General features: G+C 52.7%; 14 protein-coding genes. 5 read left to right on the top strand and 9 right to left on the bottom strand.

Features of this window, described 5'->3' with window-relative positions:
* Positions 1-33: 33 nt before the first annotated feature.
* The gene (locus ACJJJB_RS17950; RefSeq protein WP_282952179.1) at positions 34-696 is read right to left on the bottom strand and encodes a lysoplasmalogenase; all 663 of its coding nucleotides are present in this window, start codon (positions 694-696) and stop codon (positions 34-36) included.
* Between the two features lie 199 nt (positions 697-895).
* Between ACJJJB_RS17950 and cysK the strand changes: the two genes are divergently transcribed.
* The 5 genes from cysK (at position 896) to ACJJJB_RS17925 (ending at position 4,248) form a co-directional block, all read left to right on the top strand.
* On the top strand, positions 896-1,813 hold the full coding sequence (cysK, locus tag ACJJJB_RS17945; protein WP_444902479.1) for a cysteine synthase A: 918 nt from the start codon (positions 896-898) through the stop codon (positions 1,811-1,813).
* Between the two features lie 41 nt (positions 1,814-1,854).
* On the top strand, positions 1,855-2,694 hold the full coding sequence (cysQ, locus tag ACJJJB_RS17940) for a 3'(2'),5'-bisphosphate nucleotidase CysQ (protein WP_282952180.1): 840 nt from the start codon (positions 1,855-1,857) through the stop codon (positions 2,692-2,694).
* A gap of 82 nt (positions 2,695-2,776) precedes the next feature.
* Positions 2,777-2,980 carry a hypothetical protein gene (locus tag ACJJJB_RS17935; protein WP_445365262.1) on the top strand — a complete coding sequence of 68 codons (204 nt, stop codon included), beginning with the start codon at positions 2,777-2,779 and terminating at the stop codon, positions 2,978-2,980.
* Positions 2,981-3,312: 332 nt separating this feature from the next.
* On the top strand, positions 3,313-3,570 hold the full coding sequence (locus ACJJJB_RS17930; RefSeq protein ID WP_020414141.1) for a type II toxin-antitoxin system HicB family antitoxin: 258 nt from the start codon (positions 3,313-3,315) through the stop codon (positions 3,568-3,570).
* 48 nt (positions 3,571-3,618) lie between these two features.
* Positions 3,619-4,248: an outer membrane beta-barrel protein gene (locus ACJJJB_RS17925; RefSeq protein ID WP_445365261.1), complete on the top strand. Its 630-nt coding sequence runs from the start codon at positions 3,619-3,621 to the stop codon at positions 4,246-4,248.
* 150 nt (positions 4,249-4,398) lie between these two features.
* Here ACJJJB_RS17925 and ACJJJB_RS17920 read toward each other — a convergent pair whose 3' ends face one another.
* From ACJJJB_RS17920 to ACJJJB_RS17885, 8 genes are all read right to left on the bottom strand, one after another.
* Positions 4,399-6,591: a TonB-dependent copper receptor gene (locus ACJJJB_RS17920; RefSeq protein ID WP_445365260.1), complete on the bottom strand. Its 2,193-nt coding sequence runs from the start codon at positions 6,589-6,591 to the stop codon at positions 4,399-4,401.
* 219 nt (positions 6,592-6,810) lie between these two features.
* Entirely contained in the window at positions 6,811-7,269 is a 459-nt protein-coding gene (locus ACJJJB_RS17915; protein WP_445365259.1) for a hypothetical protein, read from the bottom strand.
* A gap of 166 nt (positions 7,270-7,435) precedes the next feature.
* On the bottom strand, positions 7,436-8,053 hold the full coding sequence (locus tag ACJJJB_RS17910) for a 2OG-Fe(II) oxygenase (RefSeq protein WP_020414145.1): 618 nt from the start codon (positions 8,051-8,053) through the stop codon (positions 7,436-7,438).
* Positions 8,054-8,164: 111 nt separating this feature from the next.
* The gene (locus ACJJJB_RS17905) at positions 8,165-9,562 is read right to left on the bottom strand and encodes a DUF58 domain-containing protein (protein WP_445365258.1); all 1,398 of its coding nucleotides are present in this window, start codon (positions 9,560-9,562) and stop codon (positions 8,165-8,167) included.
* Positions 9,559-10,563, bottom strand: a complete 1,005-nt coding sequence (locus ACJJJB_RS17900; protein WP_445365257.1) for an AAA family ATPase — start codon at positions 10,561-10,563, stop codon at positions 9,559-9,561. Before ACJJJB_RS17900 ends, ACJJJB_RS17905 begins: the two co-directional genes overlap by 4 nt.
* Positions 10,560-11,879 carry a DUF4350 domain-containing protein gene (locus ACJJJB_RS17895; protein ID WP_353375488.1) on the bottom strand — a complete coding sequence of 440 codons (1,320 nt, stop codon included), beginning with the start codon at positions 11,877-11,879 and terminating at the stop codon, positions 10,560-10,562. The genes ACJJJB_RS17900 and ACJJJB_RS17895 overlap by 4 nt, the downstream gene beginning before the upstream one ends.
* Complete coding sequence (locus ACJJJB_RS17890) at positions 11,869-13,446, bottom strand: DUF4129 domain-containing protein (protein WP_445365256.1); 1,578 nt, start codon at positions 13,444-13,446, stop codon at positions 11,869-11,871. Before ACJJJB_RS17890 ends, ACJJJB_RS17895 begins: the two co-directional genes overlap by 11 nt.
* Positions 13,436-14,407 (bottom strand): stage II sporulation protein M, encoded by a 972-nt coding sequence (locus ACJJJB_RS17885; protein WP_445365255.1) that lies wholly within the window; start codon positions 14,405-14,407, stop codon positions 13,436-13,438. The genes ACJJJB_RS17890 and ACJJJB_RS17885 overlap by 11 nt, the downstream gene beginning before the upstream one ends.

Here is a 14,407-nt window from a genome sequence, read left to right as displayed (position 1 = left end):
CTGGCTTGCGTCTCCTCCCAATGACAGGGCCTATTATGCCTGCGCCCGACGGACTCCGTACAGGATGGCAAGTTGCGCACTGTAATAGGTAAGCATGATTGCCGTATCGGCAAAGGGTAGCGGCGTGATGAACTTATTCAGGGCGATCAGTGTATCGGACAACAGAAAAACAAGTGCCCCAGTGAACAGCAGGCCAGAGTGCCCACGGTGAGCTGCGGCTGCGAGAGCCATAGCGACGATTGCAAGCAAATAAACCAATACCGCCGGCGCCAGCTCTCCCGTAGCTGGAAGAATCAGTTGTGCCAACAATACCGCTGCAAGGATTACTGGCACAATACGCAGCAGGCTGCGCCTGTTACGGAAGTTCGCAAAGCGCAGGAAGTTTGCGGCATAGACCAGTTGCGCTAATAAGAAAGCCCCAAGGCCAAAGACAAACTGATTATGAAAATCCATTTCCAGCAGCACATCGCCCAGGGCGGAAAAGGACAGGGCCACGAGGGTTAGACGGCGGGTGAGCCCACCCAGATGGCGCAGTGCCATGAGACCGAGTATCGCAATAGGCAGGGCTTTCAGCGAAGCCATCCACAGGCCCTGAACCCCTAAGCCTTCTAGCAGCATAAAGAGGGCTGCGCAAAGTATGAATGTGGCCGGAGACAGATACTCTGACTGTGAAGTGGTAGTGGCATTGATGGTCATAGCGGTACTCTTTGAGATCTGTTTATTGTTATCCGATGTAATCCCCGGAGGGAATCTAACAGCTTTCTCAGCAGTCTTGGATTTTTACCTGTGAAATCTCAGGATGCGCAGCATCTGGGTTAATATTCGCGAACTGACATTTATTGTCCCGGCAGGTTGGTTTGTATGCCGTGGACGTCATTAACGGAGAGCTTCATCGATGAAGGCAGCCAATATTCTGGAAACCATCGGCAATACCCCACATGTAAGAATTAACCATATGTTCCGCCCCGATATTGAGGTGTGGATGAAAGTGGAGCGCTTTAATCCGGGGAGCAGTATTAAGGATCGTATTGCCCTGGCGATGATTGAGGATGCAGAACGCCGCGGTATTTTGCAGCCTGGCGGCGTTATTATCGAACCCACTTCAGGCAATACCGGTATAGGTCTCGCGATGGTGGCAGCAGTAAAAGGGTATCGTCTGATCCTTACCATGCCTGAGTCCATGTCTTTGGAGCGCCGCCAGGTAATGAAAGCGATGGGGGCTGAGCTGGTCCTGACGCCCAAGGAGCAGGGTATGGGAGGCGCTATTGCCAAAGCTGAGGAGCTTTTATCCCAGCATCAACACAGTTGGATGCCACAGCAATTCCGCAACCGCGCAAATGCTCAGGTGCACAGGAGTACCACTGCGAAAGAAATCCTGGAAGACTTTCCCGAAGGTTTGGATTACCTGATTACCGGTGTTGGTACTGGTGGTCATATTACCGGTTGTGGTGAAGTCCTGAAGGAGAGTTTCCCCAAATTGCAGGTTTTTGCGGTCGAACCGGACAAGTCACCGGTAATCAGCGGTGGGGAGAAAGGCTTACACCGCTTGCAGGGCATTGGCGCTGGTTTTATTCCGGAGGTGCTCAATACCGAAGTACTCGATGGCACTGTTCTCGTGAGTGAGGAAGACAGCTTTGAAATGGCGCGTCAATGTGCGGTGAAGGAAGGAATTTTCATTGGTATTTCTTCCGGCGCCAGCCTGGCCGCAGTGAAAAAGCGTGAGGGCGAGTTTGCTCCGGGTAGCCGGGTACTGGTGTTCAGTTACGATAGCGGGGAGCGCTACCTTTCAGTAAAAGATTTGTTTTCCGCCTGAAACCCTATTATGGCGGTCACTGAAAATAGGAAGTTTTTTTAATGAATAAGGCATTATTGGAGCAGGTGATTGAAAGCTGCAAACGCGCCGGTGAGGCGATTTTAGAGGTTTACCACAGCAATGCTGAACTGGAGATCGACACCAAGGCGGATGATTCACCGGTTACTGCAGCTGATCTCGCTGCGCACAAAATACTGGCCCCGGCATTGGCAGAGCTGATCGAGGGTGTGCCAGTACTATCTGAAGAACAGGAAATGCCTTCTTTTGCAGAGCGCAGCCAATGGCAACGTTACTGGATTGTCGACCCTCTGGATGGCACCAAAGAGTTTATTCGCCGTACTGGAGAATTCACGGTAAATGTGGCTTTAATTGAAAATGGTGAGCCAATTCTGGGGGTGGTGCACGTGCCGGTTTTGGAAATTACCTATGCCGGTTGCAAGGATTCGGGAGCCTTCAAACGCACCGAGTCGGGCGAATCAGAAATCCATGTACGGCCGCTGAAACCGCGCCTGGATGCTGGTGAGGCAGTTGAACTGGTTGCCAGTCGCAGCCATGGTGCTGGCGCCGTGGATCAGTTAGTGGAGCGTATAGAGGCCAAGCTGGGAACAGTGGCTTGCAAAAATATGGGCAGCTCCCTGAAATTGTGCCTAGTGGCAGAGGGCGCAGCGGACCTCTATCCGCGTCTGGCTCCAACTTGTGAGTGGGATACCGCAGCGGCGCAGGCTGTAGTTGAGGCCGCTGGTGGCACTGTGATTGACGAGCAATTTCAGCTTTTGCGCTACAACAGCAAGGACTCCCTGCTTAACCCGTTCTTTTATGTCATTGGAGATAAATCTTTTGACTGGCAGGAACTACTCGCGAGTGAATCCTCGGTGAACTAATCTTGCTTTGCCCCGCGTTTCTGTAGCGGGGCGCTTCCAGAATATTTATGCGTAAGTGCGCAATTTCAAAAAGGCCGTCATCATGTCCAACCAGGTGAAATCGGCGGTTAGCCAAATTAATGATATACGCTGTCTACGACGGCAACTGGAGCAGGAAATTGATTGGTTACAGCGTCGCTCAGAAACACTTGAGGATGGATTTTCTGAAACTCAGGATTTACTGAAACGAACCTACAATGGCATGGTTTTTTTCCGCCGAGCCTTACTGGGGCGTATGCCCCGTTGAATATTACGTTGATTTCAAACTGCTAAAATCCCCTTAGTGACATATTTGCACTTTCGACCGGGCAATATTTATCAATAGTTTCCCCTTTATAAACTCCCTTGGTAGTCATAAAAAAGTACTGGATAGATTTCTGGAAATCCTGTTTTATTTTTCCTGTAAGGGGTTTCATGGAGGCTTGATAGTGGAATTATTTCCTTATTCCTCTCAGTTTTTGTACGGAAAAACAGCCAGAAATTTTTCTGAAAAAATCGTTGATTTCTATTACCAAAAAAACTCCAGGCAATAGAAACCCGTCTACGCTTTGGAAAGTTAATGCATAAGAGTAATTTCCAATGCGCTATCCGGTTGTGCTTCACAATATTGAATACGCCGGCTTTGGTGCCATAGCGCCAGACCTTCCGCATTGTCATTGCTATGCCGAAACTCTTGATGGCGCTTTGCAGAAAATGGCGGAGACTATCTTTCAGCGCCTTGAGGAGCTGCGTCGAGCAGGAGAACCGGTGCCCAAGCCTCAGGAGATGGACAGTCTGAAGGAAAACCCGGCTTTTGCCGGTGGCATTTGGGCCATTATTGATGTCGAAAGTGCATAGATTTTTACTATGCGCTTGTATCGGGGATGCCTTACAAGGATGGTGGTAATGAGAGTGGTTCTGTGTTTTCTATCCATGCTGCTTGCCCCTTTAGTCAGTGCGGTAGAGTGGAACAACCCCTTCGATGGAATTGAATCTGGGGAGTACCGGGTTATTGGCACCTTGGGACTGGGCTCTGGAGAGCTGCAACTCAATAGTGACAGGGATTTCTTTGGATATGCCAGCGTTGGTATTACTCCGGCAGTGGGGGTATGGCAGGTAGAACTACGTGCCTCACGCTTCGATGATAACCATGTGGATATCAGCCAAATTGGGCTTAATTTTAAGATTGATTTCACCCTGAACTGCTATGTGCAATGCCTCTATTGGATGGCGGGCTGGAATTATGCAGATATTGATCTAAATGATGTGCGCAAATATGGTTACTGGTATCACCATGAAGACAAATGGCACTTTGGGGATCGGTATGATGAATGGTATTACGATGGTTATTATTATCATGTCATCGATGCCAGTGGCAGTGATACCTTCTGGAATCTAGGGGTTGGTTACCGTTTTATGTGGACCCAGGATTTTGATACTTCACTGGAGTACAACTATAACGATATTGGTTCTGTTTACAGAGTAAATTTAGGACACCTGCGCACGTTGACTTTGAACTTTTCCTATCGTTTTTAAAACAATAAATTTATTCGTTTTTGCAATACCTTATCAATAACTTAATGCCGGCTGCTATTTTCCTCTTTTCCACCTGTATTAAGTCGTAATCATGTGACTGGCTTTGCAAACATCAGGTAGAGAGATGGGGCTCACAAGGAGCCCCGAATCTCAGATTCGATAAACTGCCTTTAGCCAAAAAGTACGACCAGGCTCATTTACCCTTGATATCTGTGGAAAGTTGGGAATTTCTGCACCGGCACGGCTGACATGCTCCGCGTAGGTTTCGTCCAGTAGGTTGTCGATACCGGTAGTGATCAGCAAACTGTTACCGGGCCGCCATCCTGCATTAATAGAGAGAACATCGGCAGAATCCGTTGTGCCAAAATCCTGGCCGATAATATTGCCTTTGCCGATATCCACGCGATCCTGACTGGATATGGCCCGCCACAATACGCCAGCAGACCATTGGGGCTGCTCATAATGCAGGCCCAGGCGGGTTTCCAGTGGTGGAAGTTGGGCCAGGGTGGTTTTGTCTGTGTCGTTGGCGCCGCGTACAGATGTAAGGGTTAACTCCGTGCGCCAGTTTTCACTCAGCTGGTAACTGGCATCCAGCTCCAGCCCCCAGGTGCGGGCTTGCACATTACGGACTACGGCAGTGGTACGGATATCTGTGCTTTCCCCCATGTCCATATCACTGCTCATAGAAGTCATGTCACCCATCCCCATGGGTACAGCTGCTTTCTGATAATCGTTTTGGACCAGTAGATAATCTCGAATGTCACTGGTGAAGGTAGATATACTGGCGGATAGCTTTTCGCTACGATAAATATATCCGATATCCAATTGGGTGGTTTTTTCCGAATTAATATCGAGCGCACTGTAGGAGTTTTCTCCTTCTCGGACGAATATTTCCCAGTAATCCGGGAAACGCTCACTGTATCCGAGTCCGGCATAAAGAGTGGTAGAACTGTTGGGGGCACTCGGCAGCGCCAATTCGTAGCGTATAAAACCGCTATGTAGCTGCTCGGAGCGACTCTCTCCAGCGGTCGGGTTATCTACTTTGGACATCATAGAGACCGAGATGGTCTCTCGTAGATCTTTCACTTCCCAATCATCCAGTCTGGCACCGGCGATCCAGCGCTGATCGGGAGCAAACTGCCAACTGGCTTCGGAAAAAATGCCCAGCTGGGAAAATTCCGCATCCGCATCCCAGTTGAGTTGGCGGTAATCGAGCCTCGCCTGGTTCATGCTCATACGACCACGGTGGCGGTTTTTCCACATGTCCAGCCCAGTAGCCAGTTCGATATTATCTACAGGGGTAAGTTGTAGGCTTACTTTGCCTCCCAGTGTTTCGCTGTCTAAATTCATCGCGATGGGGTTAGCAGTCATTCCCGAGGGTTCACGCAGACTGTAATTATCCATTATGTGGTCGATATAGTTGTAATACACCTGCACTTCGATGGCATTCAACAGATCGCCGATATTACTGTGGCGGTATTTGGCTTTATAATTTTCACGCGCAAATTTACTGCCATCCACGCCACGGTCGGCATAGGCCGCCTCGGCATCGCTAAAAGCGCTGTCAAATTCCAGGCGGGTATCGTCATCAGGAGTCCAGGCAAGGTTTACCATGCCGCTCCATCGCTCATAATTGGAATGCACTTTGTTACCATCGCCATCTTCATAATCGTCAGCAGAGGCTGAAGAGCTTGACCCACGTAGAGAGAACTGTGGAGTTTTATAGGCGATATCGAGTAGCCCATCCTTTCTCTCAGCATTGCCGGCGAGCAGACTCGCGTGCATATCCCATTCATTTTTTGTGGGGCGTTCCTGCAATTGCTTGAACAGCACTACCCCCGCGGAGTTACCGGGACCGTGTAAGACAGTTTGTGGTCCCTTTACTACTTCGATTTCATCGAGACTCTCGGGAAATATATAAGCAGTAGGGGGGTCCATACGGCCAGGGCAGCCTCCCATCATGGATTCACCATCCAATAGCATCCCCAGTCTTGAGCCACCCATGCCGCGAAGCAATGGATCGCCACTGGTTCCGCCTTTGCGCACTACAGTAAATCCGGGAATGGTTTTCAGATAATCGGCACCATCATTAGCAGGTAATGGCTGACGCGGTTTTTTCGGATCTGTCACCAGGTTTAAGGGCAGCTCAGTTTTTACCCCAGTAACAACCATCTGCTCCATTTCCTTATCCTTGCTCTCAGTTGTCTCACTGGCAAACAGACTGCTTGGGTAGGCACAACTGGCAAAAATCGCAAGTGCGAGCGGAGTGGGCAGGTGAAATCCATCGGATAATTTCTCTGCAGTTTTTTTCTTGAGAGGCTTGGTTTTAATCACTTTTTGCATTCTGATCTATCCATCATTTGCCTGCATCGTGAGCACAGGCATTGGCGCACCCATTTTTCAGGTGAGCGCGGGTTTCTCCCTGCTGGCAAATAGGGCCAGCTGGAGCTCCTTTTCCTCTGAGGCTATATGTGCGGACGCAGGTCAAAGCCACATACTGACAAGCAGTGGTTATGAATTACGGAGCCTCAGGAAATTACGACATAAACAGTCGAAAAATATTTAAATAATGGATGGCCGGGGAGGGGCGCGAATAAGGGGTAAAGTGTAGGCGACGGCAGAAACTAAGTTGAAGCCGGGGGTTGAAGTGCGAGGTGTTTGCCCTTCAGAAAATAAATCCAAGTCTGCTACTGGGACACTGGCAACAGTAGCAGCGGCGGAAAAATTACAGTGATTGTCGGCAAACGAATGCGCGGTCAACGCATCGTGATTATGGCCACTACTGTGTTCAGCCTGGTGATTGTGATGGTGCTCAAGGGTAGGTGGGGTAGCCAGCGCATTTAAAAGCAAGGCGCTGCGACTATCTCCATGGCACAGGCCATAGGGCGTACCAGCTGCAAAAGCAGCTGGCATAAATCCAGCCGGTACCAAGCCGCGAACGCTGAGAAATGCCAATAAAAGCAACAACGTCTGCCATCGGGACAGGCGCGGACAGCTTTGAAGGGTGCGTTTACGGCTCATAAATAGCGGATCTGTGATTTGCCGGGATCTATTTTAGTTTCCCGGTGCCAAGTGGCAACAGGTTTTCCTGCTGGAGAGGAAAATTCCATCACCGGATAAATAATGTTATCGCCGTTTTTATCCTTTGACTTGATATTTATCAGTTCATAAAAATGTTTTTGCTAAATTAGCGAAATATGGATTTCAATTTTGCACTGATTCCATGGAAAAACTGGTGCTTGTTTTTTGCTCTATCGCCGGTAAGGAAGTTGATTTGGATTGACTGCCGCTTGCCCTCATAGCTTGGGTAGCCGTGCCAGCAATTGTCTGTCACCTTGAAAGCCAGTAGAGAACCCGGGCCAGGGATCAGCTCATCGGTATAGTCCTCCATATCATCCCCATTGCGTAGAATACGCAGTCGCCCGGTGGGCGATGGCCATTCCTCGTTAAGGTAAATAAGCACAGTAATTAATTTACTCTTCGAATCTGTATGAATCCGTCCGTCCTTTGCTCGGGAATATCCTCGCAGGGTTGCCATCATGGGTTTATCAGAAAGATCCAGATCGAACTTTTCCCCAAGTATTTTTCGTATCTTGGCGCTGTCGAACTGTTGGATAAAATGGCGCAGGCGATCCGAGGCCTCCACATCTGCGATATTGAAGCTACCGCCCTTTTGTAATGATGGGAACTCTTTGATAAGAGCAGTAGCATCGTCAGAGGCCAGAGATCGCTCCAGGTAGAAATGAGGATAAGGGGAGGTTTTTACCTCTGCGCGGTCGAGTTGGTCGATAGTGAGCCGGGACATGTTTGTGTTACGCTCCCTGCGTTTGGGAATTGTTGTTTTTAGTACATCGCTATTATCCCTTAACTGGCGCTACTTGTCTCAGGCCGGAAAATTTCCCCAAAGGGTTACCGATTAGATTTTGCCGCTACGCTTAAGGCACCAGTAGGCTTCCACCAAGGCTTGGTGGAGAAGCTCCGGGCGTGAATCTACAACCAGTACATTGCAGGCCTGTAACTGTTGAAGCAGGCGAGCGCGTCGGTGCAAGAAATCCTGTGCAGCGGCCCCTTTTATAGCTCCGGAAAAGTCTTCGATAGGTTTTTGGGCAAGGCGGTCCACAGCGGTTTCCCTTAAACTTGCCACCATCACAAGGTGATTACGGGTGAGAAGCCGCACTGCGGCAAGTAGCTCCACACTGTCTTCATCGCGCAAGTTGGTGATCAGGATAATCAGTGAGCGACGCTTGTGTTTGGTCAGGAGCTGTTGGGCTGCGCCGCTGTAGTCGGCACTACCGGTTCCGGAGTGCAGATCGTAGACATTATTCAGCAGCAGATTGATCGCGTTTTCCCCTTTGACTGGTGGCAGCTGCCCCCCAGAGCTGTCTTGGCCTGCGGCGAAGGCGTGCAGACCAACAGCATCTCCCTGCTTAATTGCCACATAGGCGGACAATAATAAACCGTTCAATGCGTGGTCGAAATGACTCAGCCCCCCGTCTTTGGCGCGCATACGTCGACCGCAGTCGAGCATATAGATAATTTCCTGGTCGCGCTCGTCCTGATATTCGCGACTGATCAACTTGCGCAGGCGTGAGCTGGCCCGCCAATCCACCTGGCGTTGGCTGTCACCCTGGCGGTATTCACGCAATTGGCGAAAGTCCATGCCCTCTCCACGGCGCTGTTGCTGGTGCAAACCGAGCATACGCAGGGTCTGCTCTGTGGAAAGGGCCTGCAATGAGGAGATACCGAGAAAGTTGGGGTAAACCTTTACTGACTGCTCTCGACCAAGCCATAGTCGGGTTTGCCACAGGCCCCAAGGGGAATCAGCGAGGATCTCTATCCGACCGAAATTGGCACTACCACGGCGATGCGGTACCAGGGAGTATTCAACAGAGACCTCCTGTTCCGGCTGTAACTTTGCCCTCCGCGGTAGACCAGTAGTTGCCAGTTGTTGTGGCACGCTGTCACAGACGGAGAGTTGTAAAGTACGCGGGCCGTTGTTGCGCAATTTCAAGCGTGCGCTGTTGCGCACGCCAAGGGCCAGGTTATTTGGCAGCCGGCGTTCGCCCTCAAGCCCGGTGATTCTGCGGCCGGTAAGGAAGTCCAAAAGTGCAGCACCGATCAGCAGGGTCCCGCCTGTCCACCAAGCTGTCTCGATCAGTGCCGTTGCTGCGGGTATCCAGATGCGCGCAATACTGATCACCAGAGCGGCCAGGCACCAGTAACTGAGGAGTTTCACCAGGCGTTGGCTGGGTCCCGGATGACCATGCTGAATTGGGGCAGTTTGTGCCTCTGTGGCGGCAGCACTTTGGGTCACAGCCGAGGCGCCTCGACACTGTCGACAATCTGCGCCAGGGCGCTGTCAGCGGTTTCACCGTCGATCTCCATATCCGGGGATAAGCTGACACGGTGGCGCATTACCGGAATTGCCATCGCCTTGATATCGTCGGGCAGAACGAACTCGCGTCCCTGCAACAGGGCGCTGGCGCGGGCCGCTTGTAACAAGCCAATGCTCGCTCTTGGGCCCGCTGGGCTGCGCAGCTGGGTGGCCTCCCGTGTGGCACGAACCAACCGCACTGCATAGTCCAGTACTTGCTGGTCCAAGGCTATCTGGGGGACCAGTGTTTGTAGTTGCTGCAGCTGCTCGATGGTTATTTCACCGGTCGGCTTTTCCTGCAGGCGCTGTTCTATACGCCCACTACTGGCAGCAGCAGCCAGTCGCAGCTCCGCCTCCAGGCTGGGGTAATCGATCAGGACCTTGAGCAGAAAACGGTCGAGTTCCGCCTCTGGCAGAGGGTAGGTGCCCTCCTGCTCGATAGGGTTCTGTGTGGCGAGCACCATAAAGGGGCTGGGGACAGGCAGCGCTGTGCCGTCGATAGTGACCTGTTTCTCCTGCATCACCTCGAGCAGAGCCGCCTGGGTTTTGGCCGGCGCGCGGTTGATTTCGTCTGCCAGCAGCAGATTGGTGAAGACCGGGCCGCGGCGCACTTCGAAGCGACTCTCGCCCATGTTGTACATGGCGTGGCCGGTGACGTCCGCTGGCATCAGGTCTGGGGTGAACTGAATACGGCGGAAACTGCCGCCAAAACAGTTGGCCAGGGTACGTACCAATAGGGTTTTACCGAGGCCGGGCACGCCCTCCAACAGTACATGGCCGGAAGCCAGCAGGGCCACCAATACCTGGTCAACGACTTGTTCCTGGCCAATCAGCAGGCGATTGATATTGTTGCGCAGTAACTGCAGTTGGGCTGAGGCGGCCTGCCAGTCAGGCGTGTCGCGGTGGGTTTGCTGTTCTGGTTGAAGGGTAGTATCGCTCATAGGGCTGCCTCGATTCGCTGCAGATTGCGCATTTGTTCAGTAAAAATTTCTTCGCTGGTAGCCGGTGAGCCCCACAGGCTGGCGATGATTTTGTGTTCGCTTAGGTCCGTAGCGGCACTGAGTCTCACAGCCAGTTTGTGCCGGTCCGTGGAATCGGCATCAGTGGCCCTTAGGAGGCGTAAAAGTTCAGCGCGCCGACCGCGCAATAGCTGTTCGCAGCGATCATGGCGCCAGTAATAGTGGCCACAGGCAGAGATATGTTCCAGCAGGGACCGACGCGCGGTTTCCGGTGCCGGTTGCAGGGGGCCAAAGCGGCGCGCGCGCAATAACAGCCAACCGAGCAGGGCCAGGGCACCGGCGAGGAAAAACTCTGCGGCATACTTGCGCGCCAGGTAACTGAGAGAATCAAAGCGCGGGCGGGTCAGGAAGACAAATTCCCCATTACCTGCTAACAGTTGTAGGAAATAGGCGTGATCGAAGTGTCCTATACGGTGAGATTGCCAGATTTCGCTGTCAGTCAGCAGGGTAATAACTCCGCGGCCACGCTCGAATTGTATAAAGGGCACAGCCTCGTCGTCGCGCCACACCCTGGCCCAGAATACCGGTGCCCCCGCGACAGTATTGTCGTCCAGCCCTGGGTGATAGAGCAGGTGGCTGGCATTAAAATGCAATTGGATCTCGCCACTATTATCTGTGGGTAGATTGACCAGGTCTTCCGGCCCTACATCCGGATTGCGGGGTTTCTTTCCACTGGTCTCAGCTTTTTTCTCTTCTGGGAAATCGCCTTCGTCAATTCTGCGGTTGTATTCGCGCATGGCTTCGCCAGGGCTCTGTTCAGGGCTCAGCTCTGCGTCCTCTCCGAGCAGCTGTTGTAGAGGGTTGTCGAAGAAGTACTCCCCATGCCCCTCCATGATGGAGACATCCAATGCCTCCAGTAGCCAGTCGCGCTCCTCGCTGCGCTGCTCCTCAAAATCAAAACCCTCCGTGCGTGCCACTACAATGGCATGGCCGCCACTACTCACCCAATCCAGCAGCTCATCCACTCGTTGTGGGTTGTATACCTGGGATGAATCGGAGATAAATAGGGTGGCGTCCGGGGAGAGTTCATTCAATACGGAAATGTTTTCCGCCTGGCGAGGCTCCAATCCTAAAGCTGCCAGGTACTGCTCCGCTGCCAGGAACCAGTTGCGCCTCGCCTCCGGGGCCCAACCGCGGTCCCGCTCTTCGGTGTAGCGCTCAAAAAGCGTTAAAAACCCCCATACCATCAGCGCACAGAGTAGCAGTGGGATACCGATCAACAGACGTTTAACTGTCATTGCGGAATACCTCTTGCCATTCCTGGCACAATGCCCTCATTCGAGCATCGACCGGACTACGGTGGGCATAGGCCAGCTGCTGCCAATCGCTGGTGAGCTGTTGTACAAACTGGCTCAGTGGAGCCGTCACTGAAGGCAGGTCTTCCGCGGGCTCGCTCTGGCGCCGGTGTACCAGCTGGGCACATTCTGCTTCGGTGAGATGATCGCCAAAGTGAAACTGGAAATCCTCAATCAAGTGGGACAGGGTGGCTCGATACAGTAGACCGAGGCCAGCTCGCTGTTCCCCTGTCTGCCACAGGCGCAGCACTTCTGCGCACACATCGTCGGGCAGGCTCGACTGGCGTACATCGAGTCCGAACAGGGTTTCTGGCACGGCGGCTTTTGGCTTGGGTTTGCGCTGCCAGCGCAGATTCTTCAGGATGGTGTCGTGATGGCGCCAGCCCAGGTAGATCACCCCTGCGATTACACCAATCCATAACAGGATCTCGATGATACGGGCAATAGTAGGGCCCCAGCTGGAAGTGGAGGCATTGTCGTCATCAGGAGAGCGGTTTAACAACCACTCAATAAATTCAATCAGCCACTCGGGAATTTTCTGTTCCCTGCTTTCCCTCTCCTTCAGGCGCCAGCCACTGATCTCCTCCACCCGGTGAAAATCCTCGCCTGCGAGAATCTCATCGATGTGCTGTTGCGCTTGCTGAGATGTCTCCAATGCGTCTGCCTTTATATCCGGTGCTGAAGCCAGGAAGCCGAAGGAGAGCGTAAAAACCAGGAGTAATGCGGCCGAGTTTCCGGTAATGCCGCGTTGACGCGGCCGATGTTCGCGCTGGTGGCGCTGAACCAAATCGCGGAACTGGATTTCAATATCCCAGCCCTCAAGTTCAATACGCCGGCCTATATAAAGACAGAAACCCGAGACGATGTAAAACGGAGCTACCGCTGCCATGATAAACAGGTAGAGCACGTTAGAGATCCACTCCAGCCCCAGAGTTTCGCCTCTAAATATCGGCTGCCAATCGATGTTGGCCGCTATCTGCTCGGGAATAAACAGGTAGATCAGGATAAATGCAGCCACCAGGAAGAACCCTTCCAGGTGGACACCAGTCAACGTCAGCCAGGTGGCAGCGCTGGAATGCTTGCGGTGCAACATGCTGATACGGGTGCTACGCGCTTTGCCACTGGATTGCTCTAATACGGTGACTGGCAGATCAAAAGAGCGGGTTGGGCTCAGGCGGCGCAGGGTAATCCAAAGCAGCCAGTCGTGACGGTTCTGCGTGAAAAACTGTTTGAGAGCGGCCGAGGCCGATATCGGTGAGCCGAATAGGGCGCGGCTGATCATAAACAAAGGCAGGCGATCGAAAACCGGTTTAAGCCACCACACAGCAAACATCGACCAACCGGGAGCACCGGGAAATAGCATTGCCAGTGCACCCATTAACAGGGCGGCCGGTAGCAGCCACACCAGGAATAAAGGCAGCCAATATTTTCTCGCCAGCGCCGTCCCCAGGTCGATGGATTCCCACTGAGACCGTAGGCGCGCCTGCACAGCCAGGTTTTTAACCTGCATTGTTTTCCTCCCTGCGCCCAGCCAGGGTGAAGTAAGCAAAAACCAGTAACCACAGCAGGCTGCCGACACCCAGCTTGATACTGATCGGAGTCGCCGTACTGGATGACCAAAAGGCCTCGAGGAAGGCGGCAATGACCAGCATCAAGAAGGTGCCATACATGATTTTCATTGCCTCGATACTGGCCAGGCGCAGGGCTACAGCACGACGGTGTTGCCCTGGGTCTACCAGCGATCGGCCGAGAAGCAGACCGGCGGCACCGGCCAGGGCTATGGCGGTTAGTTCAAAGGCGCCGTGGCCGATCACAAAAGGATAAAAAGTGGAGACAAAGCCGACCCGCGTTATGTGGCCGAAAACCGCGCCGAGATAGACACCGTTGAAAACCAGGAAAAAAATGGAGCCGAGGCCGAACAGGATGCCACCGGCAAAAGTGCGGAAAGCAATACCGATATTGTTCTTGATATAAAAACCGAACATGGCCAGATCGGTGTCGGAGCCACGCTCGCGACCCAGCACGCGGTTGCCTGGATCGTACATGGACTCCAGGGATAGCACGTCCCCCGGTGACATCACTGCATAAATCAGTGCGTCGTTATTGTAGGTGCCGATGCCCATGACCAGTGCTGGCAGCAGGAACAGGGCACTGGCCAGTGCTACGACTCGGCCGTTGGCGCGCACTGCCTGGGGGAAGCCCGACAGTAAGTAGTGCAGCCAGCCTTTGCGACGCAGGGTCTGCTGGCGGTAGACCTGGTGATGGGCTGCCATTACCAGCTGGTTGAGGTGGTCAATTAGACGGTTGGAGTATTGTCGCTCCTTGGCCACTGCCAGCTGTTGGCATAAATCGCGATAGGCTGCGGGTAGGTCCAGTGTGGCTGCATCAGTATTTTTGCCACTGCCTTTTAACCAGGTTTCCAATTGCACCCAGCTATCGCGATAGCGGTTTTCGAAGTCTCTCTGTCGCAT

The organism is Microbulbifer variabilis, assembly GCF_052468405.1.
This window is presented reverse-complemented; position numbering and strand designations above follow the sequence as displayed.

Excerpts from the sequence above, each read along its gene's own strand:
- ACJJJB_RS17950 (WP_282952179.1), bottom strand. The coding sequence starts at position 696 with ATGACCATCAATGCCACTACCACTTCACAGTCAGAGTATCTGTCTCCG.
- cysK (WP_444902479.1), top strand. The coding sequence starts at position 896 with ATGAAGGCAGCCAATATTCTGGAAACCATCGGCAATACCCCACATGTA.
- cysQ (WP_282952180.1), top strand. The coding sequence starts at position 1,855 with ATGAATAAGGCATTATTGGAGCAGGTGATTGAAAGCTGCAAACGCGCC.
- ACJJJB_RS17935 (WP_445365262.1), top strand. The coding sequence starts at position 2,777 with ATGTCCAACCAGGTGAAATCGGCGGTTAGCCAAATTAATGATATACGC.
- ACJJJB_RS17930 (WP_020414141.1), top strand. The coding sequence starts at position 3,313 with ATGCGCTATCCGGTTGTGCTTCACAATATTGAATACGCCGGCTTTGGT.
- ACJJJB_RS17925 (WP_445365261.1), top strand. The coding sequence starts at position 3,619 with ATGAGAGTGGTTCTGTGTTTTCTATCCATGCTGCTTGCCCCTTTAGTC.
- ACJJJB_RS17920 (WP_445365260.1), bottom strand. The coding sequence starts at position 6,591 with ATGCAAAAAGTGATTAAAACCAAGCCTCTCAAGAAAAAAACTGCAGAG.
- ACJJJB_RS17915 (WP_445365259.1), bottom strand. The coding sequence starts at position 7,269 with ATGAGCCGTAAACGCACCCTTCAAAGCTGTCCGCGCCTGTCCCGATGG.
- ACJJJB_RS17910 (WP_020414145.1), bottom strand. The coding sequence starts at position 8,053 with ATGTCCCGGCTCACTATCGACCAACTCGACCGCGCAGAGGTAAAAACC.
- ACJJJB_RS17900 (WP_445365257.1), bottom strand. The coding sequence starts at position 10,563 with ATGAGCGATACTACCCTTCAACCAGAACAGCAAACCCACCGCGACACG.
- ACJJJB_RS17895 (WP_353375488.1), bottom strand. The coding sequence starts at position 11,879 with ATGACAGTTAAACGTCTGTTGATCGGTATCCCACTGCTACTCTGTGCG.
- ACJJJB_RS17890 (WP_445365256.1), bottom strand. The coding sequence starts at position 13,446 with ATGCAGGTTAAAAACCTGGCTGTGCAGGCGCGCCTACGGTCTCAGTGG.
- ACJJJB_RS17885 (WP_445365255.1), bottom strand. The coding sequence starts at position 14,407 with ATGCGACAGAGAGACTTCGAAAACCGCTATCGCGATAGCTGGGTGCAA.